This is a genomic window from Comamonas odontotermitis (genome assembly GCF_014207855.1).
GTDB classification, from domain to species: domain Bacteria; phylum Pseudomonadota; class Gammaproteobacteria; order Burkholderiales; family Burkholderiaceae_C; genus Comamonas; species Comamonas odontotermitis_A.
In genome coordinates this window covers 1-22,956 of sequence record NZ_JACHKZ010000015.1, presented here as the reverse complement: position 1 = coordinate 22,956, position 22,956 = coordinate 1, and the positions used below count along the sequence as shown (strand labels likewise).

30 protein-coding genes are annotated in these 22,956 nt (G+C 58.6%); 14 read left to right on the top strand and 16 right to left on the bottom strand.

What is annotated here, in order from left to right; genetic code table 11:
• Positions 1 to 86 precede the first annotated feature (86 nt).
• The 13 genes from HNP33_RS12600 to HNP33_RS12540 all read right to left on the bottom strand — a co-directional run bounded on the left by HNP33_RS12600 (position 87) and on the right by HNP33_RS12540 (position 13,682).
• On the bottom strand, positions 87 to 890 hold the full coding sequence (locus HNP33_RS12600; protein WP_184708963.1) for a hypothetical protein: 804 nt from the start codon (positions 888 to 890) through the stop codon (positions 87 to 89).
• Positions 891 to 901: 11 nt separating this feature from the next.
• Positions 902 to 1,333: a hypothetical protein gene (locus tag HNP33_RS12595; protein WP_184708961.1), complete on the bottom strand. Its 432-nt coding sequence runs from the start codon at positions 1,331 to 1,333 to the stop codon at positions 902 to 904.
• Complete coding sequence (locus HNP33_RS12590) at positions 1,333 to 1,647, bottom strand: head-tail joining protein (protein ID WP_184708959.1); 315 nt, start codon at positions 1,645 to 1,647, stop codon at positions 1,333 to 1,335. Before HNP33_RS12590 ends, HNP33_RS12595 begins: the two co-directional genes overlap by 1 nt.
• Positions 1,648 to 1,651: 4 nt before the next feature.
• Entirely contained in the window at positions 1,652 to 1,972 is a 321-nt protein-coding gene (locus HNP33_RS12585) for a DUF2190 family protein (RefSeq protein WP_184708957.1), read from the bottom strand.
• Positions 1,973 to 2,024: 52 nt separating this feature from the next.
• Positions 2,025 to 4,085, bottom strand: a complete 2,061-nt coding sequence (locus HNP33_RS12580; protein WP_184708955.1) for a ClpP-like prohead protease/major capsid protein fusion protein — start codon at positions 4,083 to 4,085, stop codon at positions 2,025 to 2,027.
• A gap of 87 nt (positions 4,086 to 4,172) precedes the next feature.
• Positions 4,173 to 5,729: a phage portal protein gene (locus HNP33_RS12575; RefSeq protein WP_184708953.1), complete on the bottom strand. Its 1,557-nt coding sequence runs from the start codon at positions 5,727 to 5,729 to the stop codon at positions 4,173 to 4,175.
• Positions 5,726 to 5,953 carry a primosomal replication protein PriB/PriC domain protein gene (locus HNP33_RS12570; protein WP_184708951.1) on the bottom strand — a complete coding sequence of 76 codons (228 nt, stop codon included), beginning with the start codon at positions 5,951 to 5,953 and terminating at the stop codon, positions 5,726 to 5,728. The genes HNP33_RS12575 and HNP33_RS12570 overlap by 4 nt, the downstream gene beginning before the upstream one ends.
• An 86-nt stretch (positions 5,954 to 6,039) precedes the next feature.
• A complete protein-coding gene (locus HNP33_RS12565; RefSeq protein WP_184708949.1) occupies positions 6,040 to 6,372 on the bottom strand; it encodes a Mor transcription activator family protein in 333 nt (110 codons plus the stop codon).
• Positions 6,369 to 8,324 carry a phage terminase large subunit family protein gene (locus HNP33_RS12560; protein ID WP_233464513.1) on the bottom strand — a complete coding sequence of 652 codons (1,956 nt, stop codon included), beginning with the start codon at positions 8,322 to 8,324 and terminating at the stop codon, positions 6,369 to 6,371. The genes HNP33_RS12565 and HNP33_RS12560 overlap by 4 nt, the downstream gene beginning before the upstream one ends.
• Positions 8,314 to 8,928 carry a hypothetical protein gene (locus HNP33_RS12555; protein ID WP_184708947.1) on the bottom strand — a complete coding sequence of 205 codons (615 nt, stop codon included), beginning with the start codon at positions 8,926 to 8,928 and terminating at the stop codon, positions 8,314 to 8,316. The genes HNP33_RS12560 and HNP33_RS12555 overlap by 11 nt, the downstream gene beginning before the upstream one ends.
• Positions 8,925 to 9,713 carry a hypothetical protein gene (locus tag HNP33_RS12550; RefSeq protein WP_233464512.1) on the bottom strand — a complete coding sequence of 263 codons (789 nt, stop codon included), beginning with the start codon at positions 9,711 to 9,713 and terminating at the stop codon, positions 8,925 to 8,927. The genes HNP33_RS12555 and HNP33_RS12550 overlap by 4 nt, the downstream gene beginning before the upstream one ends.
• Before the next feature lie 554 nt (positions 9,714 to 10,267).
• On the bottom strand, positions 10,268 to 12,751 hold the full coding sequence (locus HNP33_RS12545) for a DUF5906 domain-containing protein (RefSeq protein WP_184708943.1): 2,484 nt from the start codon (positions 12,749 to 12,751) through the stop codon (positions 10,268 to 10,270).
• Positions 12,752 to 13,145: 394 nt separating this feature from the next.
• Positions 13,146 to 13,682 carry a phage regulatory CII family protein gene (locus tag HNP33_RS12540; RefSeq protein ID WP_184708941.1) on the bottom strand — a complete coding sequence of 179 codons (537 nt, stop codon included), beginning with the start codon at positions 13,680 to 13,682 and terminating at the stop codon, positions 13,146 to 13,148.
• Between the two features lie 262 nt (positions 13,683 to 13,944).
• Here HNP33_RS12540 and HNP33_RS12535 point away from each other — a divergent pair, with 262 nt between their 5' ends.
• Positions 13,945 to 14,154 carry a hypothetical protein gene (locus HNP33_RS12535; RefSeq protein WP_184708939.1) on the top strand — a complete coding sequence of 70 codons (210 nt, stop codon included), beginning with the start codon at positions 13,945 to 13,947 and terminating at the stop codon, positions 14,152 to 14,154.
• Here the strand turns inward: HNP33_RS12535 and HNP33_RS12530 are convergent.
• Both HNP33_RS12530 and HNP33_RS12525 read right to left on the bottom strand, forming a co-directional pair.
• Positions 14,144 to 14,338 (bottom strand): hypothetical protein, encoded by a 195-nt coding sequence (locus tag HNP33_RS12530; RefSeq protein WP_184708937.1) that lies wholly within the window; start codon positions 14,336 to 14,338, stop codon positions 14,144 to 14,146. The genes HNP33_RS12535 and HNP33_RS12530 overlap by 11 nt on opposite strands.
• Complete coding sequence (locus HNP33_RS12525; RefSeq protein ID WP_184708935.1) at positions 14,331 to 14,636, bottom strand: hypothetical protein; 306 nt, start codon at positions 14,634 to 14,636, stop codon at positions 14,331 to 14,333. The genes HNP33_RS12530 and HNP33_RS12525 overlap by 8 nt, the downstream gene beginning before the upstream one ends.
• Positions 14,637 to 14,918: 282 nt before the next feature.
• Between HNP33_RS12525 and HNP33_RS12515 the strand changes: the two genes are divergently transcribed.
• Positions 14,919 to 15,305, top strand: a complete 387-nt coding sequence (locus HNP33_RS12515) for a helix-turn-helix domain-containing protein (protein ID WP_184708930.1) — start codon at positions 14,919 to 14,921, stop codon at positions 15,303 to 15,305.
• A 29-nt stretch (positions 15,306 to 15,334) separates the two neighbouring features.
• On the opposite strand, the gene HNP33_RS12510 is transcribed toward HNP33_RS12515, so the two are convergent.
• Positions 15,335 to 15,622, bottom strand: a complete 288-nt coding sequence (locus HNP33_RS12510; RefSeq protein WP_184708928.1) for a helix-turn-helix transcriptional regulator — start codon at positions 15,620 to 15,622, stop codon at positions 15,335 to 15,337.
• A gap of 833 nt (positions 15,623 to 16,455) precedes the next feature.
• Between HNP33_RS12510 and HNP33_RS12505 the strand changes: the two genes are divergently transcribed.
• The 12 genes from HNP33_RS12505 (at position 16,456) to HNP33_RS12450 (ending at position 22,867) form a co-directional block, all read left to right on the top strand.
• Positions 16,456 to 16,914: a hypothetical protein gene (locus HNP33_RS12505; RefSeq protein WP_184708926.1), complete on the top strand. Its 459-nt coding sequence runs from the start codon at positions 16,456 to 16,458 to the stop codon at positions 16,912 to 16,914.
• Positions 16,915 to 17,321: 407 nt separating this feature from the next.
• Positions 17,322 to 17,795: a hypothetical protein gene (locus HNP33_RS12500; protein ID WP_184708924.1), complete on the top strand. Its 474-nt coding sequence runs from the start codon at positions 17,322 to 17,324 to the stop codon at positions 17,793 to 17,795.
• A 427-nt stretch (positions 17,796 to 18,222) separates the two neighbouring features.
• Positions 18,223 to 18,669, top strand: a complete 447-nt coding sequence (locus HNP33_RS12495) for a hypothetical protein (RefSeq protein ID WP_184708922.1) — start codon at positions 18,223 to 18,225, stop codon at positions 18,667 to 18,669.
• Positions 18,670 to 18,729: 60 nt separating this feature from the next.
• Positions 18,730 to 18,936, top strand: a complete 207-nt coding sequence (locus HNP33_RS12490; protein WP_184708920.1) for a hypothetical protein — start codon at positions 18,730 to 18,732, stop codon at positions 18,934 to 18,936.
• A 148-nt stretch (positions 18,937 to 19,084) separates the two neighbouring features.
• Positions 19,085 to 19,234 (top strand): hypothetical protein, encoded by a 150-nt coding sequence (locus HNP33_RS12485; protein ID WP_184708918.1) that lies wholly within the window; start codon positions 19,085 to 19,087, stop codon positions 19,232 to 19,234.
• Between the two features lie 456 nt (positions 19,235 to 19,690).
• Complete coding sequence (locus HNP33_RS12480; RefSeq protein WP_184708916.1) at positions 19,691 to 20,038, top strand: hypothetical protein; 348 nt, start codon at positions 19,691 to 19,693, stop codon at positions 20,036 to 20,038.
• Between the two features lie 84 nt (positions 20,039 to 20,122).
• Complete coding sequence (locus HNP33_RS12475; RefSeq protein ID WP_184708914.1) at positions 20,123 to 21,007, top strand: DUF2303 family protein; 885 nt, start codon at positions 20,123 to 20,125, stop codon at positions 21,005 to 21,007.
• Positions 21,008 to 21,082: 75 nt separating this feature from the next.
• Entirely contained in the window at positions 21,083 to 21,340 is a 258-nt protein-coding gene (locus tag HNP33_RS12470; RefSeq protein ID WP_184708912.1) for a hypothetical protein, read from the top strand.
• An 8-nt stretch (positions 21,341 to 21,348) separates the two neighbouring features.
• The gene (locus tag HNP33_RS12465) at positions 21,349 to 21,657 is read left to right on the top strand and encodes a hypothetical protein (protein ID WP_184708910.1); all 309 of its coding nucleotides are present in this window, start codon (positions 21,349 to 21,351) and stop codon (positions 21,655 to 21,657) included.
• Positions 21,654 to 22,292, top strand: a complete 639-nt coding sequence (locus HNP33_RS12460; RefSeq protein ID WP_184708908.1) for a hypothetical protein — start codon at positions 21,654 to 21,656, stop codon at positions 22,290 to 22,292. The genes HNP33_RS12465 and HNP33_RS12460 overlap by 4 nt, the downstream gene beginning before the upstream one ends.
• Before the next feature lie 2 nt (positions 22,293 to 22,294).
• Positions 22,295 to 22,522 carry a hypothetical protein gene (locus HNP33_RS12455; protein ID WP_184708906.1) on the top strand — a complete coding sequence of 76 codons (228 nt, stop codon included), beginning with the start codon at positions 22,295 to 22,297 and terminating at the stop codon, positions 22,520 to 22,522.
• Between the two features lie 6 nt (positions 22,523 to 22,528).
• The gene (locus tag HNP33_RS12450) at positions 22,529 to 22,867 is read left to right on the top strand and encodes a hypothetical protein (protein WP_184708904.1); all 339 of its coding nucleotides are present in this window, start codon (positions 22,529 to 22,531) and stop codon (positions 22,865 to 22,867) included.
• The last annotated feature ends 89 nt before the right edge of the window (positions 22,868 to 22,956 follow it).

The following is a 22,956-nucleotide window of genomic DNA, read 5'->3' as shown; positions in this document are numbered from 1 at the left end:
TGGTTTGCGCTAAGGTCAGTGCTGCTAACCACAGGGCAAACCACCCCGGAAGGCATGGCCATTCCGGGAGATCTGTTTAGGGGTACTTACAAGACGCCGGGCACGGGACGCCCACCAACATACACGGCTTCGCCATTAGCAGGCTTGAGAACTTCGAGCCCAAACTCCATCTGAGCGAAGTCGGTACTGGAGCCCTCGGTGATAATGGGCAACTCACCATCGGGAGTGAGTACTACCGAAGGGAAGTACATATCGCGGTTCGCGCCCACAGCGTTATCAGGCACGATGCGCAGTCGCCCCTTTAGCTCGGAAACACCGCCGGACTTGATCAGCTCGTAGACGCCTGCCACGGGCGTGTATGCCAGCTTGACCTTGGTCTTGTCTGCGATGGCACCACCCACGGTGATCTGGATGCGGCCAAGCTTGGGGTCTGCTTCGTAGTCGGTGCCCAGCTCATACGTGGTCAATCCGTCTTCGCTCTTGACTGCCAGGCCAGTGACATCGCGCACGCCGATGGGGTTCTCTGCCGTCTGTCCGAGCTGGTAGAAGTAACCTTGGCTGACCATGACTACTTCGTCCGCAACTGGCGTCGCTTGCTGCGCAATGCGCGTCAGCGAGCCGGACAGGTAGCGGGCATAATTCTCGCCCGAGAAGTTGTCGCAGGTCAGCTTGCCCGAGCGCTCCACCTTGATCGGCACAGTCTTATCCTTTTGCGCAATGCCGGTGCGACTGTCGTAGTGGTCTGCCTTGTCAGCGCTGATGCTGATGTTGGCCTCCGGGCAATTGCCCATCGGGAACTCTCCGGCGTAGCCGCCCTCGGGCAACTCCAAATCAAAAAATACTTCCCCGCGCGGCATCAGCAGCTGGGTTTCTTCACGCTTGAAAGCCATGGTGGGCTCCTCTATCGTTTGCCGCTATAGATCGCGGCTGTTTGGAAATACATTGACAGGCCGAAAACGCCGTCATCAATACCTTCTGCAGGCTCTGTGCTCTGGTACGCCAGTTGCATCCACTGGCGGCCCCCGGCAGGCTGAGGCGACCAACCATGCAGCCCAGACATAACCTCTGCAAAGCAGCGATCGAGCAGACCTGCGGCAATCGGTGCACGCTTGGTGCGCAGCTCAATCCACCAGCCCAAATTGACCGCTGCGGCCACCTTGGAGACCGGCCCCATGGGCGTACCGGCCAAGCGCACGATGATCAGCACCCTGCCTTGTGCGGCCTTGCGGTCGCCGTCCTCGCTCCAGCCCTTGACCTCGGTTCTCAGGTCGGGCTGTAGCGGATCGAGCAAAGCCCGCAAGCGCTCAACAATCACTGGCTCCAGAGCCAACATCACTCACCCCCCTTGATCAGCTGCAAGCGCACAAAGCCGTCGCCATCGGGCTCGGCGCTCTCGACGCTGTAGAGCTGGCCACCGATGACGATCTCGTCGTCACGCTCCAACTCCCCTAACTTCTCAACAGAGCCAACGCACACAGGCGCACGTCCGTCGATCACGCTGCCATAGCCTTCGCGGAAGGGCGTCTCGAACATCACGCCAAACGGTTCGCCAGCCCCGATGCGTGCAATGGCGTTCGACAATGTCTGCAGCACTGCAGCATTGGTCTGCTCCATCAGGTCAGCAAAAGGGGCAAGCGCTTGCGTCATGGGATTAGCCGTTGAGCTGCACCTGCGCCGTTGCAACGCCCGCGTCTGCGGGGTAGGCCGCATAGCCCGCTGGCGTGTTGCTGGTCGAGGTTTTGGTGATCAGGCCCTCAGCATTGAGGTACACCAGATCACCCTGGGTAAGAGCGTCGCCCTCCACCTTGGGCAGCGTGGCCACACCACTGACGCGCAAAGCGCCCTGCTCGTTGGCAGCCAGTGACTTGACCACCACGCCTACGCGCTTGCCAATGGCAACCGCAGTACCGCCCGCTACCGGGGCCGAGGGGGTGTAGTCCAGTACATCCCCCACTTGCACGAAATTCTTCATGGATCTCTCCTATCAAAGGATGCGCCCGGCGCTAGCCAGGCACGGTTGGGGATTACTGGCCGGGGTTCTTGGCCAACGCGCGGAAGTCCAGCGGCGACACGCCAGCATCGATGCGCACCTTGAACTCAGTGCCGTCCACATGCCAGCCCTGCTTTTGCTCCAGGTAAGGCGTTTGGTTGCCGTCCAGGTAGTTCACCTCCACGGTGTCAAACATGTTCTGGTCGGCAGCGCCGTACCAAGCCTTTTTGCTGGCCTTGTCCAAGCGAGCATCCGAAACCACCTCAAAGGTATCGCGGACGATATTGGGGATGGTGTTGTTTTTGGCCGTCGCGCCGACTGCGAACTCCGAAGCACGCACCACATTGGCAGTTCCGCGCAGCGAGACAGGCACCAGGAGGTACTTCATGCCGATGTTCGTGACATGGCCGTCACGTGTCTCTTGCAGCGCCATGGCCGCTTGCATGGCCTCCACGCTATCGGTGCTGATGCCAGCTGCTGTCAGCAGGTTTTTATGATCGGCGTGGAACAGCGTCTTGCCGTCCTCATCCATCAGTGGCTCACCGGTCAACAGCGCATACACCATGTCACCAACGGTGCGGATGGCAGCGCGCCCCATGGCGCGGGGGATAGCAGTAAAGGCGCCCAAATCGTCATTGATGATGGCCTGGCGGGTGATAGAGAACAACTTGCCGTAAGTAGCCAGTGCCACCTTTTGACCGCCTTCACCGATGGTTCCGTACTTGTATTCCGCACCTTCGGCCACCTTGTCCAGACCAGCAAATGCACCCAGTGATACACGCTTGGATTCACGGAAGTCGGTCAAGGTGCCTGCACGCGTCCACAACTGGAAAGTCTCGGCTGCCTCTTCGTAGCCCTGCATCAGGGAGCGACGCGCCACATCGGAGAGCAGTAGCGGGAAATCGCTGGTAGCGTGTGTAAACGCGCTGCCCACCACCGCCATCTTGTCGCCAGAACCCAGGCCAGCGCGGCCTGCTGATGCACGGGCCAGCTCCATCAACGTATAGCCACGGAAGGGGTTGGCAGCGTCTTGCTTGACCATGCCTGCGCGGGCCAGCAACGCCTGAGTTTGTGCCTGGCGGTGTTTATCCGCCTCATCCTGCAACACCACCACATTGCCCGCAACAGAGCTGGCACCTTGCGCCATGTGGGCCAGCAGCTTTTGGCCGGCGGCAACGGCGGTGATAGTCACATCGTCCTCGCAGCTGCGCTGCAAGGCAACCACGCCTTCTTGCGCAGCAAATGGCGCAAACTGCGCGGCAATCGACTGGCGGCGTTCAGTATCTTCGCGCAAGGCTGCGGCACGAATGGCTGCAGCATCTGGCACAGCAGCCGCGGCAGGAGCGGCGGCTGCGACAGGAGTCTGCACCGCCTGGTTTTCGGTCTTATCCATGGATGGTTCCTTGGGTTGTTTCACGGCGGTGGCCGCACGAGGTTGCGCTACAGCGACCGGATGGCGGCTGTAGCGGGCTTGCGCTGCCTCGCGCACATGGGCGGAGGCGGCAATGGGGAGTGGGTCGGAGATTTCGTCAATCAGGCCGTTGGCCAGGGCTTCTTCGGCGGTGAAGTAATGGTCTTTGCCATCGGCGAGCCAGGCCTTGATGTCGGCTTCGGCCACACCTTTAGCCACAAAGCTAGATACCAATGCCACGCTGGTCTGATCCAGCAAATCAGCGGCACCCCGCAGGTAAATTGCATTTCCACTAACGCCGATTAGAGGTGCATGCACCATCATCAGGGCATTAGCGGCCATACGACGCTTGTCACCCGCCTGTGCAATCAAACTACTGATACTGTATGCACACCCATCTACCTCGGTAATCACATGAGCCTTGTGCCTCTTGATGGCGTTGTGAATGGCAACGCCATCCGTCACACTGCCGCCGTAGCTATTGATGCGCACTGTTAGTTCAGTTACATCCAGCGCCGCGATATCGCGCACAAAGTCCTTTGCGGCTATGGTTTCATCCCACCAGCTTTCACCAATGTCGCCATAGATCATCACCTCAGCAGCGCTTTGCACACCCGATGCAGCAGCAGCCACGGCAGTTTTTTGCCGGATGTTGTACCAAGGTGCAGTGTGTGCAGCAGACATTTAATGAGCCCATTGATTGCAATGGGATCTAGTCTCAACAAACGCTTGTGAAATGAATACCGCAGAAATTTCACTTTCTGCTCAAGCCTAATCGGCGGCGGGTGCATCCTTCTTGTTTTTGGTTGCCGAATCGTCTCCGCTATCGCTGCCGCCGTCATTGCTGGCCAAAGCTCCACCGCCAGTCATGCTGGCAGCGTTGCTGGTAAAGCGCAGACCACGCCGCGCTGCATCTTTACGCCACTGCTCGGTCTGGTCCATCACGTCGCGCGGGTTCTGCCCACGCTTGCGGATGGCCTCTACCTCGCTTGCAAAACCAGCTTGCACCAACTTTTCCATGGCAACCGCTTCTTTGTAGGGATCGATCCAAGGCATGGCCTGTCCGATGTAGAGCGCGTCGTCGCTGTTTTCAAGCGGCACTTCCTTGGGGCAACGCACTACACCAGACAAATGGGCCGCGCGCACAAAGGCCTCCCAAACGGGTTGCACCAGCATGCCCACAAACTCATCAGCCAGCACGGCATAGTGCACCCATTGCTCCACCAACTCTTGCCGCTGCGCGCTGTAGGTGCCGTCGTAGTCGCGGCTGATGCTGCTGTAGCTGGCTCCCATGCCTGCTGCCACTGCCTTGAGCTGACCTGCACGCCATGCAACCAGGTTAGGGTTGGGTCGCTTGGTGTCAATCATGCCGATTTCTTCGCCCACCTGTAGGGTGTCAATAATCATCCCGGGCATCATTTCCAACTCGCGATGAGGACGTTTGTCTTCATCATCGTCCCCGTTGACCTTTGGCACATCGTTGCCAGTAAACGCCTCGGTGCGCTTCACATAGGCCGTCAGGCTGGCGGCCACCTTGGCGGCAATACGTTCGCTTTCCTCAAAGTCCTTCAGATCCTCCAGGCGCGTTATGACGCTGGACAGTTCACTCATGCCACGGTACTGATGCAAGCGGTCAATCGTGGCTACATGCAACATGCGCTCGGCGGGAATGGTCTTGGTCGCCAGCTGGTAGGTTTCGCGCGGGTCGCCCTTGTAGCAGTGGTAGGCCACGGGCTGGCCCCATGCATTGCACTGGATACCCTGGCGCAGATTGCGCTCAGGATCGGTCAAGTCCAGCGGGATGAAGTCGGGTTCCATCATCTCCAGCGAGAAAGGCACCGACGTGGAGTGGCGCAGGTAATCCACCGGACCACTCAGCATCTGACCAAAGGCCTCACCGTCTCGCAGCCAGGTGTAGGCAGTTAAGCGCTGCAACATGCCCCAGTGGTAGCGACGCGTTACTTCAGGGCGCCGCTGCCACAGAGCCCATGCACTACGCAACTGCGCGGCATAGTCTTCGTGCACCTCGCCATTGGTCATGCGCGGTTGCGGCTCTACACCGATGCCCGCAGCGCCCACCACGTTGTTTACCAACACGCGTAAGGCGCCGCGCACAATGTCATGGTTACGCTCCAGATCACGCGCCTGCGCGCGGATTGAGCCAGCGCTAGCTTGGATGCTGGTGTTGATGGAAGCGTTGCTGTTGTGTGATATGCGCTGCTTACTGGGCCGGGCGGCCTCATAGTGGGCCAGCACATGGCGACTATGGGCGCGCTGCATCGCCCAACGCGGGCTGATGCTGGCAATGGTTTGTTCGATCCAATTCATAGACGGCGCCCGAATGTAGCCACAGCAAAGCCTTTGCCGCCGATGCTGGGTGAGCCTGCGCCTTCTTCGGCTTGGACTTTCTTCTCCCATTCCTGCCGACCCTTGCGGATTTCGGACAGGTCAGCGCGACTGACGGTACGGCCATTGAAGGTAATGCTCTGGCCGGACAGCACCGCAGACTCTGCCTGCAGGTACTTAGCCAGCATCTCGGTGGCGTTGCTCATGTGTTGATCCTTGCTCTACTGCCCGCGCGGGCTATGTATCGCGCTGAGCGTATACGCACGCTTATGAAATGCGTACCGCAAAAATTTCAATTACTGCGCTGCCTTGCAATCTGGTAGATGCGCCTGGGGGTAAGCCCATACTTTCGCGTCAACGCAGGCAGGCTTGCCGGACCGCAGAATTCGCGGCGTATTGCTTCATCCCTCGCCCGACGCCCGCTGCTGGGAACCGGGATATAGCACCAGGCGCCCCCAAGGCGACTGCGCATCCCTTGCACCAACTCTGCCGCTCGGGTCGAAGCTTCGCTGGCGGTGTAACCCATGTCATCGCGCAGTATGTTTGCGAACTCCGACTCCAACTGCACAGCAATGTCTTCATTTTTACCTGGAGTGATTCTTTTGCGAATGGTGGTTTCTGTCATCTGCGGTTGATCCAGCCTTGGCTGGCAAATCGGTTACCGCGTGAGGAAGCACGCTGTGGTGTGGTCTCAGGTTTTGTTGGGCTGGGAGCCCTACCCTCTGCGGGGCTGGTGGGGACGGAGGCGCTCGCCTCTGCGGAGCGTTTGCTATATGTGATGCGGTCAGCGATAAGCTGCCAATCTGCCCGGCGCAAGCGGTGCAGGCGCAGTTCGGGGTGGTGGGCCGCAGCGAAGCTGTAGTTCCAGGTGTCCAGCGGCTCATTGCGCGCACCGCCGCGGGCTTTCTCAAAGCGATTCTTGGCGGGGTTGAATGTCTCTGACACCAGGCCCTGAAAATAGCTCAGCTCCAGATCTGCGCTGAAATGGGTCTGCCGATCCTCGGGCAGCTTGTCCGCATCCACCGACAGACGGCCATACAGCCAGTGTTTGCCGGCCACCGTGCCCACGGTGTAGAGCATCACGCCCTTTTTGTCCACGCGGCCATTGCGCATCACGTCCACCGCCTTGCTCTTGCTGAGCAGCGGAGCATTGTTGGGCACCGCGCCAAAGATGGCCATTGGCCGACGGATGCGGCGCTCGGCCACGTAGGCCTTGACATATTCGCCCCGGTGGCCACCGGTGTCGATCGCGGTGGCCTCGACATGCAGCATGGCGCCGCTGGCGTGTTCGATGGGCCGATTGAGCAGATCGGTCAGCGATGCCCACACCGCGCCGTCGGCGGGATCGCCGGGCAACTCCACATAGTCGAGTGTCCAGAAAGCCATACCCGCGCCCCAGCCAGTGATGTGCACAGCCAGGCGATTGTCCTGTGTATCCACGCCGGCTGTGATTACCAGCACCCCTGCCGGCGCCGCGCGCAGCGCGTAGGGCTCGGCCCGGTCGGCAATGGCGTTATGCCGCACCGAGCGCATGGCAGCGTCTTCCCAGGGCTCGGCCAGCCGGTCATTGACGAAGGTCTTCATGCGGGCCGGGTCGCCCTGCACCTCACGCCAACGCTCTGCCAGCTCGATCCAGCGCGGGCCCATGCCGAACTGGTAGTACAGACAGTTGATGTGGTAGCCCCTAATCTTGGCGCTCGGGTTCTCGGCCACCCATTCGCCCGCGGCGATCATTGCCGTTTTGTGGTGCTCTTCTATGTGCGCGCCGCAGTCATTGCACACATACCAAACCTCTGTGCATGCAGTGTTCCAGTGCAGTCCAGACCATTGCAAATGCTGGCTGTGGCCGCAGTGCGGGCACGGCACGTGGTAGCGCCGCTGGTCGCTGGCGTTCCACTTCGCCTCGATGCGCGAGAGCCCCTTGATCTGTGGCGTGCTGATGTAAAGCTTTTGGCTGGTGGCCGGGAAGGCGCTGGTACGTCCGTCCAGCATTTCCAGCGGATCGTCACCGCCGGTGAGGTTGTTGGCAAACTCGTCGGCCTCATCGACGATCAACTTGCGCACCGTGGTCGACTTCAGGCGTGAGGGGCTGCCCGCGTGCTCCAGATACAGCTGGCCGCCCGCAAAGTCCTTGAATGTGCGGGTGTTCGCGCTGTCGCGGCTGGCCACGCTGGCCAGGGCGTTTTTCATGGCCGGCGTTTCATCCAGCGCCGGGTTGAGCTTTTGCGCCACCCACTTGTTCATGCTCACTTCGGACGGCAGGCAAACCATGATAGGGCACGGGTCCTCATCCATCGTGTACCCCAGGGCATTGATGGCCACCTCGGTTTTGCCGAACTGGATGGGGAACATCAGCGCCACTTCGCGCGCGCCTCCTTTGGCGCTCATGCAGTCCATGGGCTCGCGCAGCGGCGGGTTGCGGTCGGTGCGCCACTTGCCGGCCAGCGCGCTGCCCTTGGCCGAGAGGCGCCGCTCTGCATCGGCCCACTCGCTCACTGTGCGGCGCTTGCGCGGCGCCAGGGCCCGCGCCATGCTCAGCAGTGGCTGCGCAGCAGATGCGTATCCATCAAGCCGCATGCCCGCTCCACTCCTGCGCGGCCTTGGCGATGCGGGCGGCCAGCTCGCCACGCAACTCTTCGGCGTAATCTTGAAGCGCATTGCGAATCGCCAGTTCATCGCGCCCCACCAGTTGCGGTGCCAGGGTGGGTGCCATGGCATCAAGCCCGGCGCCCAGTAAGGCTGCAGCGTCGGCAAAGGCGCTCTTGGCCTCGGCCACCTCGATCAGCTCACCAGCCTCCCTGCGGTATTCGTTCTCTTCGCGTGCCGCTGCGAAGTGCTCGCGCTTGGCCTTGCTCGACTGGAAATCGTAGCCACCGGCGAGGCCTTCGGCATCCTGAGCTCCGGCACCACCCGCCAACTCGTCGTCGGCGTCATCGTCAGGCAACTGCGTCATGCCAGCGCCACGCGCAGCGGCATGGCGCGCCACCACCCCGGCCTTGCTGGGGTCCTTGGTGTCCTGCACCCGTTGCATGCTCGCGCGCAGCCATACGCGCTTGCTGCCATCATCAGCCGGCACCAGGCGCCCTTCCTTGCGGAGCTGGTAGGCGTAGGTGCGCTTGCAACCCAGGGCCTGCGACAGGTCGGCCAGGCTCACCAGTTTGTCATCGGTGGTGTTGCTCATACGCCTGCGGCCTCCCGGAAGCGGAAGCGAATGCGCCGGTCCAGGTAGCTTTCGAGCTGGGCCTTTTGCACGACCTTGTCCATCGACAGGCGCGACGAATAGCTTGGCGCACGCACAAACATCAGCACCGGCCGGATGTTGGAGCCATGCGTGCCAGATGCCGCCCAGATGCCCGGGGCCAGGTGGCCGCTCTTGGCGTCGCCGCGCATGCGGCCGTAGGCCACAAAGTAGCGCCTGCCCTCGGCTTTCTTGCCGCCGCGGTGGAGATTGCCGCGCACCTTGTCCGTCATGTTGGCGCGGTAGCCCTGCTCGCCAAATGCACGCATGTACGACAGCAGCTGCGTGATGAACGCGCCCTTGATGTTGCCGAACTGGTCGACGCTGCCAGGAAACGGGTCCTCGGGGATCACAGTCTGGTAACCGTTGGGAAGAATGCCCACGCGCCGTAGCGCCACCTCAGAGCGCTTGTCGCGGCGCCGGCCGCCGAACTCTTGCGCCTGCAAAACCCGTTGGGGATCGATGCCCTTGCCGCCGTAGTAGGTCGGCTCGATGGTGACCGACAGCCGCTCAGCGGTAGCCATCTTTACGCGCACGCTTTTCTGGATGTAGGGCGTGACCTGGTTGAACACCTCGCCGAACTCCTTTTGCATGGCAGCGCGCCCTGCAAAACCCACATCGTTGAGCGCTTTGGCATACGCACGCGCTGCGCCACCACGGCTCAAGCCCAGCAGGGTCGCCAGCACTTCATCAGCGCCCGTCATGCGCGCATCAAACCGCATTGCCATCATTACCCCCCTTTGCACACTCAGAACGCGCCACGCGGGCAAGCAAGCCGTTTTCTCCGATCAGGCTACCCACACCCCCATCTACAAACTGCTGATCGCCTGTGAGCGTGATTTGCATGCCCCGCAAACCAGGGAACAGCCCTTGCTTTTGCAAGCTGGCAACCGTGGCAGCCAGGGACGGCCACTCACTAACCAGCTGCCGGAAGTCCGCCGCATTGCTTTCCGTACAACGCACCCTCGCTTGCTTCTCTCTTTCCATAACAGTCCTTTTTTCTTTGTGCGGTATGTGGGGTACGGGTGTGCGGTATGCGGCGCAAGCAAAACTGCATGGACAGTGGCGTGTGCGGTATGTGCGGTATGTGCGGTATCCGTGCACCCATGCACATGCGCACGCCTGCATGTGTATGTGTGTGCGGGTGTGTGCGCATGGGGTCGGACGCCAGATACCACACATACCGCACAATCATTAAAAATCAATGACTTAATACCGCACAACATACCGCACGGCATACCGCACATACCGCACAGAACAGGGCGAACGGGGGCCACGCGCATCACATCACCTTCCCGATGAAGTCGCGCACTGCGCGGTTGAACACATCGATGCGCTCGCTGAGCCATTCCTTTTCCACCGCGCCCACAGGCAGCTCGTGTCCGCCGCGGAAGTAGCTCACCGCCACCGGCCCGCGCTCGCGCAGTGAAAAGCCTTCGCTGTCTGTAACGGTGTAGCGCTTGCGATCCACCAGCACCTGATGCTTACGCTTGAGGTCTGCGGCAAAGCGCGGCTGGGCCAGTGCCTTGAGCCCTGTGCGGGCACACCATGCTTTGTAGAGCTCGTACAAATCGCTGCTGAGCATGGGCGACAAAAGCTTAGGCTCGCGCAAACCGGGGAAGCCGTCGATATCGCCGTCCTCAAACGCCTGCACAAACTTGCTGGGCGAATCCTTGGATAGGTCGATCAGGTCTCGCTTGGCCTCGGTCATCGGCGGCAGCGTGCCATCGTTGAAGTCTCCCAGGTCCAGGTGCAGCAAAAAGTCGTACAACGCCTGCACGCCGCCATTGGCGATCTCGTGCTTGAGCCCGGCGTAGAAATCCTGCGGCAACTTGGCCGGCGTCCAGATAACCGCATGGCGCCGGTCATCGGCTTCCAATACAACCGGAAGCGTCTCGTTGGACAGAAACACCAGGTTGGCGTGGTTCTGCTCGTCGTGCGCCGCTTTGTTCTTGGGGTTGATGCGTATCTTTTCGCCCGAGATGATCGTCTTAAGCTTGTTCTTGACGTGGTACAACTCGGCCCGCGCAACCACCTCATCAGCAATCAAGAACAGCTTGCGCATCGCCCAATCGTTGAATTGGCTCTCGATGGCGTTCTGGTCGATCACCCCACCATAGCGGCCATAGATGCGCATCACCGCCTCGAAAAACATGTTCTTGCCGGTGCCCTGGGGACCGTGCACAACGATAGTGGTTTTCATCTTGGCGCCCGGATGCTGCAGCGGGTACGCCAGCCAGCGCAGCACCCAGGTAAAGAGCTCCTGCGCATTCTTTTCCTCGCCGCACATGTACTCAAGCAGCTGCACCAGATGGTCGCACTTGCCCGCCTTGGGCTGCATGGGCCAGCCACCCCACAGGTTGCATTTGACTGCGGGGTCCGAGCCAGCCGGGTCGAAGCCCACATCCTCTTCTCGCACCACGCTCTTGTCGGGGTGGTCCTGCCAGGTGCGGTGCAGATCCTTACCGATGCACAAATTGCGCATGTCCACCATGGACACCAGAATGTGTTCCTGGTGATCAAACACCACGTCACCCAACCCGTACACCAGCGAATAGCGTTCAAGCAACTCATCCAGTGCGCTGATGGCTGTCAGATCCACCAGCTTCTCCCCCGCCCCCCGGCGTGGTGTGCGAGGCGCTGCGCTCGGAGCCCGCCAGTTCAACTCCAGCAGGCGGGCCTCGATCTGGCTGCGCACGGCTACAAGGCCCTCGGCCAGGTGCAGGTCGTTGAAATCGTTGGCCTTGCGGCCCTTAGTTATCCAAGCGATGCGAACGGCTGCCGGGTCTGCAAAGCGTGGAGCTATCCAAGCGCCGCTCACCTGCAGCGCTGCTGCGCTGGCGCAGCTTACGCCGGCATTAACTGCCTTATGCGGATGGCCACATACCTCGCACTCCTGTCCATCGGGCAGCCAAACCGGGGCCTTGCACAAGACTGTTCGCCCGGCTTCTATGGTTTTGCTTTCTTCGATAGCCTGGCATTTCTGGGTGTTGTCGTCGTCGGCCAGCACCAGGATCTTGACGCCCTTGTAGCGCTTGGCCAACGCAGCGCAAACCGGCGCTAGGTTGTTCGCGTCAAACGCCACGGCCGTGGCAATACCCGTCGCTTCGTAGGCACTGGCGCAGGTGGCATAGCCTTCGCCCACCAGCAACAGGCCCTGCGGAACGCCGCCGATCAGGTGGAAGTGGCCTTGCTTGACCAGGCCAGCCGGCCAGTATTCTTTTTCACGCCGCTCTTGGCCATCGGGAGATAGCACATCGCGCCCGCGAATGATCTGCAGGCCATGCACATTGCCCAGGGCATCGCACATCGGAATCACCATCGCGCCCTGGGGCGAGTAGCGCACGCCGTGGCCACCGATGCCCTTGCGGCTCAAGTACTCGCTGCTGCCCTGCTCGACCGCCGCCTTCCAGGCTCGGCTGGCCCGCTTCGCCGCGCGCTCTGCGTTAGCCCGGCGCGCGGCCTCTGCCCGGCGCTTATCTTGGGCTAGGCGCTCGCGCATGGCCGCCTGCTGTTCGCGGCTGAGGGTATTTTTTTTCAGCTCGACCTTTTGCGCGTTATTCTCTGCACCTCTCCATACGCCATAGCTACCAACCAGCACATCGGTGCCGTTGTCGAGCCGCAGCTCGTGCAGCATGTACCAGCCCTTGCGCTCACGGCCCTCGCCATCAACACGGCAACGTCGGAGCCTCCCGGTCTCCAGGCTGTCCACCTGCAGGCCAAACACCTGCAGTTGGCCCAACACATCATCGTAGTTGGCAGCCATGTCAGTAACTTTCAGGCCCACTGACTACCCAGGCGATGAGGCGCGAATTACCCTCATCGCCAAGAGCGGGGGAGTACCTTTTGCTGGTTCGCGTCTCGCGCTCCGATGCCGTTGTTACTGACACATGCGCGTGCATGCAGCCCTTCCCATACACCATGGGGGCCGGGGTTTGGAGGTGGTTCATAGTCTTGTAGTGCTTCGGTGCGGGTGTCTGGTCCGCCCTGCTTGTGGGATAGAAAGGCCCCACCACCCCTGCATGCGCAAAGGGCACAACTTCCTTTGTGCCTATGGCAGTTGCGCTGACTAAGACGCGTGCAGGGTGAGACATCCCTGCGCCCGCGCATGCATTGATCTGGAGTGGTGGGAAGAAACTCATGCGGCCAGTCGCTCTCTGTTACTGGTCCGCAAAGTGCTTGGGCGCCTTGCGCATACGGCGGCGCACCATAGCCACGGTGTGGCCAACCACGGCAATGAAGCGGCTGGCCATCTCATCTACCGCCCGCACCTGATTGGCCGTGCAATGTGGGCCATTGCCCAATGCCTGGCCCACGTAGTTCATAAAGTCGCCCTGCGCTATACCGAACTCGGCCATGGCCTGCACTGGATCACCTTCACTCTGGTCTGGTACAGCAGGGATGACCGTGTAGCCCAGGCGCGCTGCTATCGCTTGCAACAGTGCTGGGTTATCAGATAGTTCCATCATCTCCACCGCCTCACGCAATGTCAGGTGGTGGCTGTTGTTGTTGGGGTTCACTTTGTTCAGCAGGGTGCCGGGCACCACGCCCATGCGGACAGCCAAAGCAGACACACCGCCCAGATAGCCATGGGCGGTCTGGTACGCAACATCCAAGATGTCTTGGCCCGCAATGTGGGGCACATCGTCATCGCCAACATATGACGCGCGGCGGTTGATGCCCATACTTAGAGGCATGAACCGCCCCCAACTACCAACCACACTGCCACGCCAGTTACCACTGAAACAGCCCAAAGGACTAGGCCAAGTGCTACACATGCGCGCGGATCAGCGCGGCCTGTATCCACATCCACAACAAGCGCAAAAATCGCTAGGCCGATATATGCCAACAGGCCATGGAGCAAAGCCATGAACTCACGCATTGCAGCTCCCGGTATAGGTGCCCGCCCAACGTTGGCATACGATGGCAGCTCCTACACAACTACCAAAGAGAACGAGCATGAAAAACCAATTCCCAGCCAACGCCGAAACCATGAATGCCATCGTCAGCGGCATGGGGGCGTTAGCCCTCAGCATGGCGTACGCGCTAGAGCCAGAACAACGCGCCAAAATGGCCGAAGCCATAGCGCGACTGACCAAACAAGCCGAAGAACAAGGCAATACGACGTTAGAAACTCTGCTCATGGACATGCACCGCGTCATTCGGTAACTACAAAAGCGCGTTTTGTAGACCAGTTGGCAAAATGTTGTTCAAGCGCGGTATCTGCAGCGACGATGGGCGTGGAGTGGGTACGGAGCTTTTCCAAAGCTGCCATGGGCACCACGCCACCGACGATAAACAGCTTTCGAGCTACCCAGTGCGCGAACTTTTGGATCCGAATTGGATTACGCATTGACAGCCTCCTTAATGCTGCTGTCCTGCTGCAGCTCATCAATGACAAATTTGAGCGGCGAAGCATCCAATTGGAGAGTGCATCCCGCGTCAGCCAGATCGCGGTAGCCCGCCTCTACCAGCGCGGATGCATCGGCAGCGGACAGACGCAAACGAACGACCTCACCGTTTTCGGCCTCAAACGACACGCACCACCAACCGGTTTTGCGCATGGGGCTCACACCGCGCAAGAGAACGGGGGTGTAGTACTGCAGGTGGCCAGAGCTACCTGTGTTTTTTGGTTGTGCGCTTTCAACCATGACCCATCTCCTTTTGCTCAGGGGTGGGCGAAAGCGTGGGCAAGACTGCATCCAGCTTTTCGAGCGTGCGAATTCCTGGGTTTGGAATTAGCCCCCTCATGAATTGCGATAGCCACGAATGACTGACACCCGCCCTCTTAGCGATGTCTGGCCATTCACCTTTTTGAGCCTCGAGGCGACTACGGATTGCAGTGTCAAATTTCGTAGACATGCCCCATCTTAGCAATGTTTTGCTAAAACATCAAGCAACACTTTGCTAGCAAAGTTATGCAAACTTAAAGCATGAAAACCAGTCCACTTAACCAGGCATTAGCTGACAACTTGGCCTATCACATGGAAAAGCGCGGGCTCACTCAGATGGCGCTTGCAAAGAAATGTGGGATTGGCCAGACAACAATCAGCCTTTACTTGAACCCTGAGCGAAGAAAGCAGGGGAAAGATGCGAAGCCAGGGTCTGCAAAACTTACAGAAGTGGAAATGCTCGCCAATGCTCTGGATGTAGAGCCATGGGAGCTAGTGCGACCGCTTGATGGAATACAGCGTCTGGTGTACGAGAGAATCGAAGAGGCCTACAAAGCTTTGAGCAAGCAGCCTCTCACCAGCAACCCATCAAAACAGCAACAGCCTACGGCCGAGGCGAACGAGAAGGCAAAGAAACAGCACGCTTAAAGACAACCGCCAATTACAGCGGTTTGTGGCTACTGGACTTCTTTTTGATGAGAGACCAACGAAGTATCTATCATGAGCTTTCTGAGCAAGCTTCCTTGATAAGGCTCGCCAAATAGCAACAGATGAGCGCAGCAGCAATACAACGCAGCTAACTCACCAAGCTGAACAGCAGAAGGGCATGTTGCCCCTGTCTCCCAGGCAGAAACCGATTGCCTAGCCACATTCAGGAACTCAGCCACCTCAGCCTGAGAGAAGCCAAGTTTCTTGCGCTCTTCGCGCAAACGTGCCCCAAATAGCTGCCTGCGATCTTCAATCATTTGCCTTCTCCGTGCTTGTTGAAAAACTGTGTTTATATACAGTATTCCACATAGCCAGATGGCTTGCAACCGCAATTTTGGCTGGCATGCAAGCTGCACTGGCACTTCACCAAAAGTTGTAGCAGACAAGCTCAAGCCTACCTAACGATCTATTTTTCTAGCAAAGTTTTGCTTGCATGATTAGCAATACTTTGCTAAATTTATCCCATCGCAGCAAACAACGCGAAACGACCGAAGGGGTAGCGATCCGGCCCCTGAACCGACTCGATGCAAGAGGAAGGTCTAGCTCCAGTGGAGCGCAGTGGGAGTTGCAGAACGCGATGGGTGTGAAGTCATCGAGCCAGCACCTCAAGCTCATGCAGCCAGCACGGCTGGGTAAACACAGGGCACCGCAGGCGGTAGCGGGATAGAAAAGATCGTCGTGCGCTGTAGTCAGTACTGCTCTGCCCCCGGATGGGATCAGCAACAGGAACATCAAAGGTCACGCAAAGTCCAGACCCTGGGGCTGAATACGGGGGTGAGGCAAACGGGGTGCCAAGAAAAGAAACGCCCTGCGCTCTATGCGCTGACAGTCCGCAAAGACACGGACAAACAAAATCGCCGACCAATGGCCGACTTGCACCCGTAAGGTGCAGCCATCTGGTGAGCACCTCGCGGCATTTCACCCATCACTTGATGAAAAACAGCCCCTTCGTCGCAAGGTGCTCACCAGATGGCCTGCAGTGGCGCGCCACATGTCGCATGAAGACCCTAGTTCGCGGCATCCAAGGAAAGCTACTTAACGGTAGCTTTTTTTAGTTTAAGACTCAACAAATACTCTTTTGGAGATCAATATGAAGCCTTCCGTCATCTACTGCGCCCCACAAGGCAGCGGCAAAACTGCAAACCAGCAAGCGTTGCTAGAACGCTTTGGCCTCGAACAGGTTATCGACAATTGGGTCGGCCAGCGCATCCCCGACACAGGGACTCTGGCCTTGACACACCTTGTGCCCAGCTTGGCAGCCTTTAACTTGTCGATACGTAGCATGGATCTGACGATTATTGTTGAAGGTTGGGGAAAAAGCGCAATGTCTTCAATGAACGTTAAGCCAGCCACGACTGGGCTGACCAACCTTCAACTTCGGGCTGCTATCCGCGACACACAGAACGCACTCAGATTGAGCCACCTCGGCACGTCAGGATTAGCGGAGAAAACTAAGTGCCAGCTTGAAGATCATTTGACCAGTTTGATCGCCATTGAAGCCAGCCGCGCCAACGCTGACCAGAAGCCAATTAGCATTCAGCCCGATTAAAACCATGCCCACAAACCAAAAGCCTAGTAGCAACATCACTTCATTGCCCACTTCGCGCCAAGATGGGGCAGACCTCGACTACCAGCTCAGCAACCACCAGTTGCGCACAGCGATCATGAATACAGTCAACTGCCTACGCCCAAGCCTAGGAATTGGAAGCAGCATGTTGCCGCCAGAAACTACCAATCTTCTGAATCAACACTTGGCCGAACTGCAAGCCATCGAGCGCGAGCGCGCACGCATCGTGCTTTCGCCTACGGCGTAGTCATCTTTGGCCCCATCGTCCATAATGCCCTGTAGATACAACTGATTACGGGTGTTTTGGGATGAGGTACATAGTCAAATGCTTAGCCGCCTGGGTATTGATACTTTTTGCTGGCAGCACTCCTGCCCAAGTGAAGTGCACCATGCCAAATGGTAAGACTATCACTCTGCAGAATGCGCAGCGTTGCGCTTCTGACGCTACAAAATGGGAGACGCTTGATGGCCAAGACATAACCCCGCGCGGTGCACCCAAACCATCTGCGGAGTTACCGGCACCAACAGCCTCACCCAAGCAGCGCGAAACGTATGTGGTGCAACCAAAAGCACCAACACCGGAAATTGACACCAATCTGGCCGCCATCAACATTTGCCAGAAAATCGAACGCGATCTGAAATTGAGTTGTATGGTGCAAAAGTTCAACGACACCTTGCGAATCATGCCGGCCATCAAAGTATGGTGGCCTGGCGAGTCGGACAAGGCCCCTGGCCTGTGCCATGCAATTGCAACCATTGCCAGAAATGACACAGGCAATGCTTTTGACCCATTGTGGACTGTAAAAATCCAGTCCAAGCATTCAATCGATATCGCTTTAGCGTCATGCCCTATTAGGCAATAAGGACCAACATGCATCAGATTTCAAGATTGATAGCTGCTTGCGTATCATTGGTTTGCGCTGGCAGTGCCTTTGCAGTCAGTCGGTGCGATAGCGGGGGCCGTGTCACTTATCAAGATGGCCCCTGCGGATCTGGCAGCGCAGCGCGCTCGGTAGACACCCGCCCTGCATCTGGCTATGGGTACGGGCCACGACCGCACAACGGGCACTACGGCTACCACCGGCCAGCACGCTCATATCGCCAACCAAGCTACGGCCAAGAGGCATGGCGCTACCGCTCCCCAGCAGTAAATCCTTACAGCAGCAAAAACGGCCCCTGCCCGCTGAGCCACGAAGTGCACAACGCGGCAGTCTCAGCAAGCAGCATTGGCCTGACCCCATACGAGCGCGCCAGGCAGCAGGACAATGTGCGGATGATGGAGACCTGCAGATGAGCGAGATCTCAGAGCCAAATAAAGCAGCCCAATACTGTTATGTTTGTGCCCAGGTGGTAAAGGATCTCAAGGCCCACAAACTAAAGGCTCACACACCCTCCAAGGAATCTGAGCGTATAGGACCTATTGAGGCCAAGAACAAATTGATTCTGGAAAAGGCCCGTGAGACGTATTTGCGCACACAGATACTTTGCAGTGGATGTAAGAAACATATTGCCCTCAGTGATGTCCTTAAGCACTTCAAAGAGCAACACGCCGGCATTCCCAGCCCCGATATGCAAGATATCTTCAACATGGCGGACCCAATGCAGCACCTCAAACCAGCAAAAGCTAAAGTCAATACGCCAAAGCTACCCCGCCAACCACGAGGTGATGATGTTTTTGACAGAAACTTGGTCGTGAGCGGCGGAGCATATGGCCTAGGAAAAAATCGCAAACACTAACCCTTCTACTCTAACCAAGCCCACCACCCGGTGGGCTTTCTCGTTTCTGGAGCCCCGCAAATGATCCCCAGCAAACACCCCAAGTGCTGTCACCCCACAAAGGGGCTGAGCGATGACAACTTTCGCTACCAGCGCTGGTTTGATACCGACATCCGCAGGCGCTTCGCCCAGGAACGCGAAGACCTGCAGCGCCCACATTTCAAGCTGGTGGCATACGGCCCCAAGCCAACTGTGAAACCGGCTGCCAAGCAAGCCCAGGCCCGCTAGAACACTCCCTCCGCGCTGTAACTGCATTGCAGCCAGCGCGTTTGCCGCCAGCACACTCCAGCGCCCACACGCTTGCGAAGCGGCACTTTTACAACCCACTGGCCCGCCCATCACCTGATGCGCGGGCCGCTTTCATTGGAGCATCGCCATGCCCCGTTTTCTTGTACGCGTGGGTGAGCTGGAGTTCACCAGCAAAGCCCCCACCGGCTCCCTCGCAATCGTAGAGGCCTTGACGCATTTCACAGGCGCCACCGGCAAGGTCTCTGTCAAACGCCTGAATCTGCAGCATGCCCCATGATCGACACACCACAGCACCAACACCGACGGCGCGCCAGTAGCGGGCCGCGACCATTTTCTCAGACCAGCAAGGCCAACGCCCATACCGTGCCGACGGCGCGCGGGAAGATGCCAATACTCACCCCAGCCGAAAGAGCAGCGCGCAACCAGCCACGCGAGAGCAATGTAATTGCGTTTCCCGTTGACGAGCAGAACTCCTACGCCGGAACTGAGCTGCTGCAGAACCCAGGCATACCAGCGGCGCGCTTCGCTGCATATACCCTCCCCAGCCGTTCAGGCGACTGGCTCTACTACCCAGACGGCCAGGTGATGCCTTTCCCTAGCAGCGCAGCAGATCAAGCAACACAGGCCGCCATCAAAGCAGGCGAGCCATTGCCAAAACCTTAGCAGTCAGCGAAGGCATCGCTAGCTGGCGCACCCGATTTCCCAACCCGCACTAACCAAGAAGGAGTGCACCATGACAGCAGTAGACAGCACCGCAGCCGCCACCGACGTGGGCGAATTCATTACCGATCTGGACGGCGGACAGTTTGACCGCATGCTCTCCATCGCCTTGAGCCAAGTGGCCGCAGGCGTGGTGGACAACAAGCGCGTGGGCGAGGTGAACATCAAATTCCACATCGAGCATATCCCAGGCACGAGCCAGATCAACCTGAAGCACACGCTCAAATTCGCCCGCCCTACCGCTGACGGCAAGGCAGGCGAAGAAGCCACACGCACCACAGTGCTGCATGTCGGCAAATTCGGCAAGCTGACCTTGATGCCCGAAAACCAACTCAAGATGTTCGACAAGGCAACGGCCTAAGCCCCACGCCACATCCGTCGCGATCACTCCAACTTTCTGCCCGCCAGGCACACCGCCGGGGGGCATTTTTTATCGGAAGCAAATATGACACCCGAGAACACCGTGAATCAAGAGTTCGCAAATGCCACACTGGAGCAGTTCGGTATGCCCTCTGGAGCATGTGGCCAGATCCTGAGCCAGAACACTAATATCGAGCAGGCTAACGCCGCTCTGGCGAAGGCCACCAACAGCTCAGCCAAGGTCGTGGCAGTACAGGATGACTTTAAGGTCGAAGGCCTTGAGGCATATGCCCCATTCCGCCGTCGCCCCAAGGGCACCATGAGCACTCAGGTGATTCGCTCCTTTGCGGCCTATACCGAAAAGCACCAGGGCGAAGGCACCACCGTGTTTGTGGATGCTGACCACCTGCGCGCCACGGCTGTGCTTGATTTTGGCGATGCGAGCAACCCCGGCCACTGCGACAACCTCTGCAGCCTCACCCTGCGCACAACTGCGGCCTACGATGCACTGCTGCATGCCACTACCCGCAAATTGAGCCAGCGCGACTTTGCAGAATGGATCGAAAACTGGGCACCCCAGATTTCCATGGGCAGCAAGGCTGACGAAATGCCTTTGCATAAGGCACTGGCAGCGGTGCGCAACATCACTATCGAAAGCGCCGCCAGCGCACAGCACAAGGAAGAATCGCTCAGTTCTAGCCGCAGCGCCTTTGAAAGCGTCAAAGCCAAGAGCGATGAAGCCATCCCTACGGCACTCCTCTTCAGTTGCCGCCCAGCTCCTGAGTTGACCGAGCGGACGTACATCACACGCATCAGCGTCATTACCAGCGAGGCAAAGCCGCTGTTTCAGCTCAACATCATCGCACTGGAAACCCACCGCGAAGAGGCGGCCGAGGAAATGAGTGGACTGATCCGCCAGCAGATCCCCGAGGCTATCCCGGTGCTGATGGGCAGCTACTGCAAGCGATAAATCAACCCACCATCAATCAGACAGCCACCAGCGCATAGATTGAGCGCTCGGTGGCTTTTCTACTGGAGCAACATTATGGACCACAGTATCCGCCGCCGCACTATCCACCAATCGCCAGTGCTACCACAACAAAAGCAGTTGGCCAACATCCAGTTGCACACCTACGAAGTCATCACCGTTCCCGTCAACGTGCGGCCCGAAGATGTAGACATGCTGGCCGAGGCCAAGCGCCTGCCTCGCACCAGAATCAAGTCTGTCAGCGCAGATGCTGCCCGCAAAACCGCCATTCATGTGTTGCGCGACCGCGTGCACGATGTGTACCGTGTTGACTAGGTGGCAGCATGAGCACACCCCACCTCACTGAGGCATCCACCAAGCTGTTCGCACATTTACCCCGCCAGCCAATCGAGAAAGGGGCAGGATGCTTTACCTACTCCCAAGGCTGGCAACCCAGTAGCGATAGCCAGTTTGGCTTCTACATAGGCAGCACCAATGCCTACTCTAGCCACGTCTATATGGTACTAGAAGCAATCAATCGCGCAGAAGTGACATTTCACCTGCCAATCGAATTGCTACTACCTCTGGCGCGCGCCCTGGTAGATGCCCATCACCACCTCGCAATGCCGCCAAACGCGGCCAACTCAGAATGACCCAACTCCGCATCATCGGCCTGACGGGCCTGGAAGGCGCAGGCAAGGATAGCGCCGCTGAGATTCTGCTCCGGCATCGCATTGCATTTCCAGTGGCGTTTGCCGACTCATTGCGCCAGGAAGTCTCACGCAGCTTTACTGTTGACATGCACGAGTTGACATGCAGAGCCACCAAAGAGCTGCCGAGCGAATTGCTTGCTCTTTGGCGTAGCACGGATCTCAGCTTTGTCAGTGCGGTACTGGCCTCTCATCCTGAGACCGACCCGAACGAGCCACAGAGCCCACGCCAAATCATGCGCTGGTGGGGCACTGAGTACCGCCGCGCACAAGATCCAGAGTACTGGATCAAGGCCATGCGTGAGCGTATCGCCTGGGCTGATGGCATTCCACTGCCCGCACCAGCCATCGTGATCACTGATGTGCGCTTCGGGAACGAGGCTGATCTGATCCGCGAGATGGGAGGTCAAATTTGGCGCATCCACCGCCCAGGCCATGCCATCGCATCCAACCATGTGAGCACCGTGAGCGGCAAGGAATTCGCCCCCGATCAGACCGTGATCAACAGTGGCACCCTGGAAGAACTTGAACGCGCCGTGTTGCAGCACTGGTCACATGCACCTCTGTATTGGAGATAGCAATGAATATCGTCATGAATCGCGCACAGCGCCGAGCAGAAAGGAAAGGCCGCAAAGGAACGCAGGACCTCGCATTGAAGAAAGTCGCGGGCTCCTGCGCCCTATTTGCTCAGCTCGCAATGTGCAGAGGATACGGCGCTGGCCCAATCATCGGCGATACCACCAACATCCACCAGAGTGCAGAAAATGCACTTTCCCGCTCAATCATCAATGTTCGCGCAGCATTGTAACGTCTGATGGATGGCGTCTCAACGGAGATCGACGATCCGCTGATCGTTTCCGAGGCGCTTGGAGTGGCCTCTATTCGCGCTATCGATATTGGTGGCCCAGATGCCGCCAAAAATCCTCTGCTTGAAGCATTGCAGAATGGACAAAGAGCCTTGCAGTCAGTCAAAACACGACATGAACGCTTCGGCAAGCTTGAAGTCATTTCCGCAGAAACAGAGCGTCTGAAATACGCGGTCGACCTCTATGTCGACGTGATCCAGAGCAGCACCCCGCAGCAAATGGAAGACGCCATGAAGACTCGTCTTCGGATGCGCGACATGGCCAGGGCAGGAAAGCTTGTTAGCTGACCAAAAGAACCCGCGTCCCATCCTTGGCAACTAGCGCATTGCTCTCTCCGACTACGAGCTTGACGCCGTGGAACTCGTGGAAGTCATTG

Bases quoted from the DNA above. Each gene is read 5' to 3' on its own strand.
- HNP33_RS12600 (WP_184708963.1), bottom strand. From the start codon at position 890: ATGGCTTTCAAGCGTGAAGAAACCCAGCTGCTGATGCCGCGCGGGGAA.
- HNP33_RS12595 (WP_184708961.1), bottom strand. From the start codon at position 1,333: ATGTTGGCTCTGGAGCCAGTGATTGTTGAGCGCTTGCGGGCTTTGCTC.
- HNP33_RS12590 (WP_184708959.1), bottom strand. From the start codon at position 1,647: ATGACGCAAGCGCTTGCCCCTTTTGCTGACCTGATGGAGCAGACCAAT.
- HNP33_RS12585 (WP_184708957.1), bottom strand. From the start codon at position 1,972: ATGAAGAATTTCGTGCAAGTGGGGGATGTACTGGACTACACCCCCTCG.
- HNP33_RS12580 (WP_184708955.1), bottom strand. From the start codon at position 4,085: ATGTCTGCTGCACACACTGCACCTTGGTACAACATCCGGCAAAAAACT.
- HNP33_RS12575 (WP_184708953.1), bottom strand. From the start codon at position 5,729: ATGAATTGGATCGAACAAACCATTGCCAGCATCAGCCCGCGTTGGGCG.
- HNP33_RS12570 (WP_184708951.1), bottom strand. From the start codon at position 5,953: ATGAGCAACGCCACCGAGATGCTGGCTAAGTACCTGCAGGCAGAGTCT.
- HNP33_RS12565 (WP_184708949.1), bottom strand. From the start codon at position 6,372: ATGACAGAAACCACCATTCGCAAAAGAATCACTCCAGGTAAAAATGAA.
- HNP33_RS12560 (WP_233464513.1), bottom strand. From the start codon at position 8,324: ATGCGGCTTGATGGATACGCATCTGCTGCGCAGCCACTGCTGAGCATG.
- HNP33_RS12555 (WP_184708947.1), bottom strand. From the start codon at position 8,928: ATGAGCAACACCACCGATGACAAACTGGTGAGCCTGGCCGACCTGTCG.
- HNP33_RS12550 (WP_233464512.1), bottom strand. From the start codon at position 9,713: ATGGCAATGCGGTTTGATGCGCGCATGACGGGCGCTGATGAAGTGCTG.
- HNP33_RS12545 (WP_184708943.1), bottom strand. From the start codon at position 12,751: ATGGCTGCCAACTACGATGATGTGTTGGGCCAACTGCAGGTGTTTGGC.
- HNP33_RS12540 (WP_184708941.1), bottom strand. From the start codon at position 13,682: ATGCCTCTAAGTATGGGCATCAACCGCCGCGCGTCATATGTTGGCGAT.
- HNP33_RS12535 (WP_184708939.1), top strand. From the start codon at position 13,945: ATGAAAAACCAATTCCCAGCCAACGCCGAAACCATGAATGCCATCGTC.
- HNP33_RS12530 (WP_184708937.1), bottom strand. From the start codon at position 14,338: ATGCGTAATCCAATTCGGATCCAAAAGTTCGCGCACTGGGTAGCTCGA.
- HNP33_RS12525 (WP_184708935.1), bottom strand. From the start codon at position 14,636: ATGGTTGAAAGCGCACAACCAAAAAACACAGGTAGCTCTGGCCACCTG.
- HNP33_RS12515 (WP_184708930.1), top strand. From the start codon at position 14,919: ATGAAAACCAGTCCACTTAACCAGGCATTAGCTGACAACTTGGCCTAT.
- HNP33_RS12510 (WP_184708928.1), bottom strand. From the start codon at position 15,622: ATGATTGAAGATCGCAGGCAGCTATTTGGGGCACGTTTGCGCGAAGAG.
- HNP33_RS12505 (WP_184708926.1), top strand. From the start codon at position 16,456: ATGAAGCCTTCCGTCATCTACTGCGCCCCACAAGGCAGCGGCAAAACT.
- HNP33_RS12500 (WP_184708924.1), top strand. From the start codon at position 17,322: ATGCCAAATGGTAAGACTATCACTCTGCAGAATGCGCAGCGTTGCGCT.
- HNP33_RS12495 (WP_184708922.1), top strand. From the start codon at position 18,223: ATGAGCGAGATCTCAGAGCCAAATAAAGCAGCCCAATACTGTTATGTT.
- HNP33_RS12490 (WP_184708920.1), top strand. From the start codon at position 18,730: ATGATCCCCAGCAAACACCCCAAGTGCTGTCACCCCACAAAGGGGCTG.
- HNP33_RS12485 (WP_184708918.1), top strand. From the start codon at position 19,085: ATGCCCCGTTTTCTTGTACGCGTGGGTGAGCTGGAGTTCACCAGCAAA.
- HNP33_RS12480 (WP_184708916.1), top strand. From the start codon at position 19,691: ATGACAGCAGTAGACAGCACCGCAGCCGCCACCGACGTGGGCGAATTC.
- HNP33_RS12475 (WP_184708914.1), top strand. From the start codon at position 20,123: ATGACACCCGAGAACACCGTGAATCAAGAGTTCGCAAATGCCACACTG.
- HNP33_RS12470 (WP_184708912.1), top strand. From the start codon at position 21,083: ATGGACCACAGTATCCGCCGCCGCACTATCCACCAATCGCCAGTGCTA.
- HNP33_RS12465 (WP_184708910.1), top strand. From the start codon at position 21,349: ATGAGCACACCCCACCTCACTGAGGCATCCACCAAGCTGTTCGCACAT.
- HNP33_RS12460 (WP_184708908.1), top strand. From the start codon at position 21,654: ATGACCCAACTCCGCATCATCGGCCTGACGGGCCTGGAAGGCGCAGGC.
- HNP33_RS12455 (WP_184708906.1), top strand. From the start codon at position 22,295: ATGAATATCGTCATGAATCGCGCACAGCGCCGAGCAGAAAGGAAAGGC.
- HNP33_RS12450 (WP_184708904.1), top strand. From the start codon at position 22,529: ATGGATGGCGTCTCAACGGAGATCGACGATCCGCTGATCGTTTCCGAG.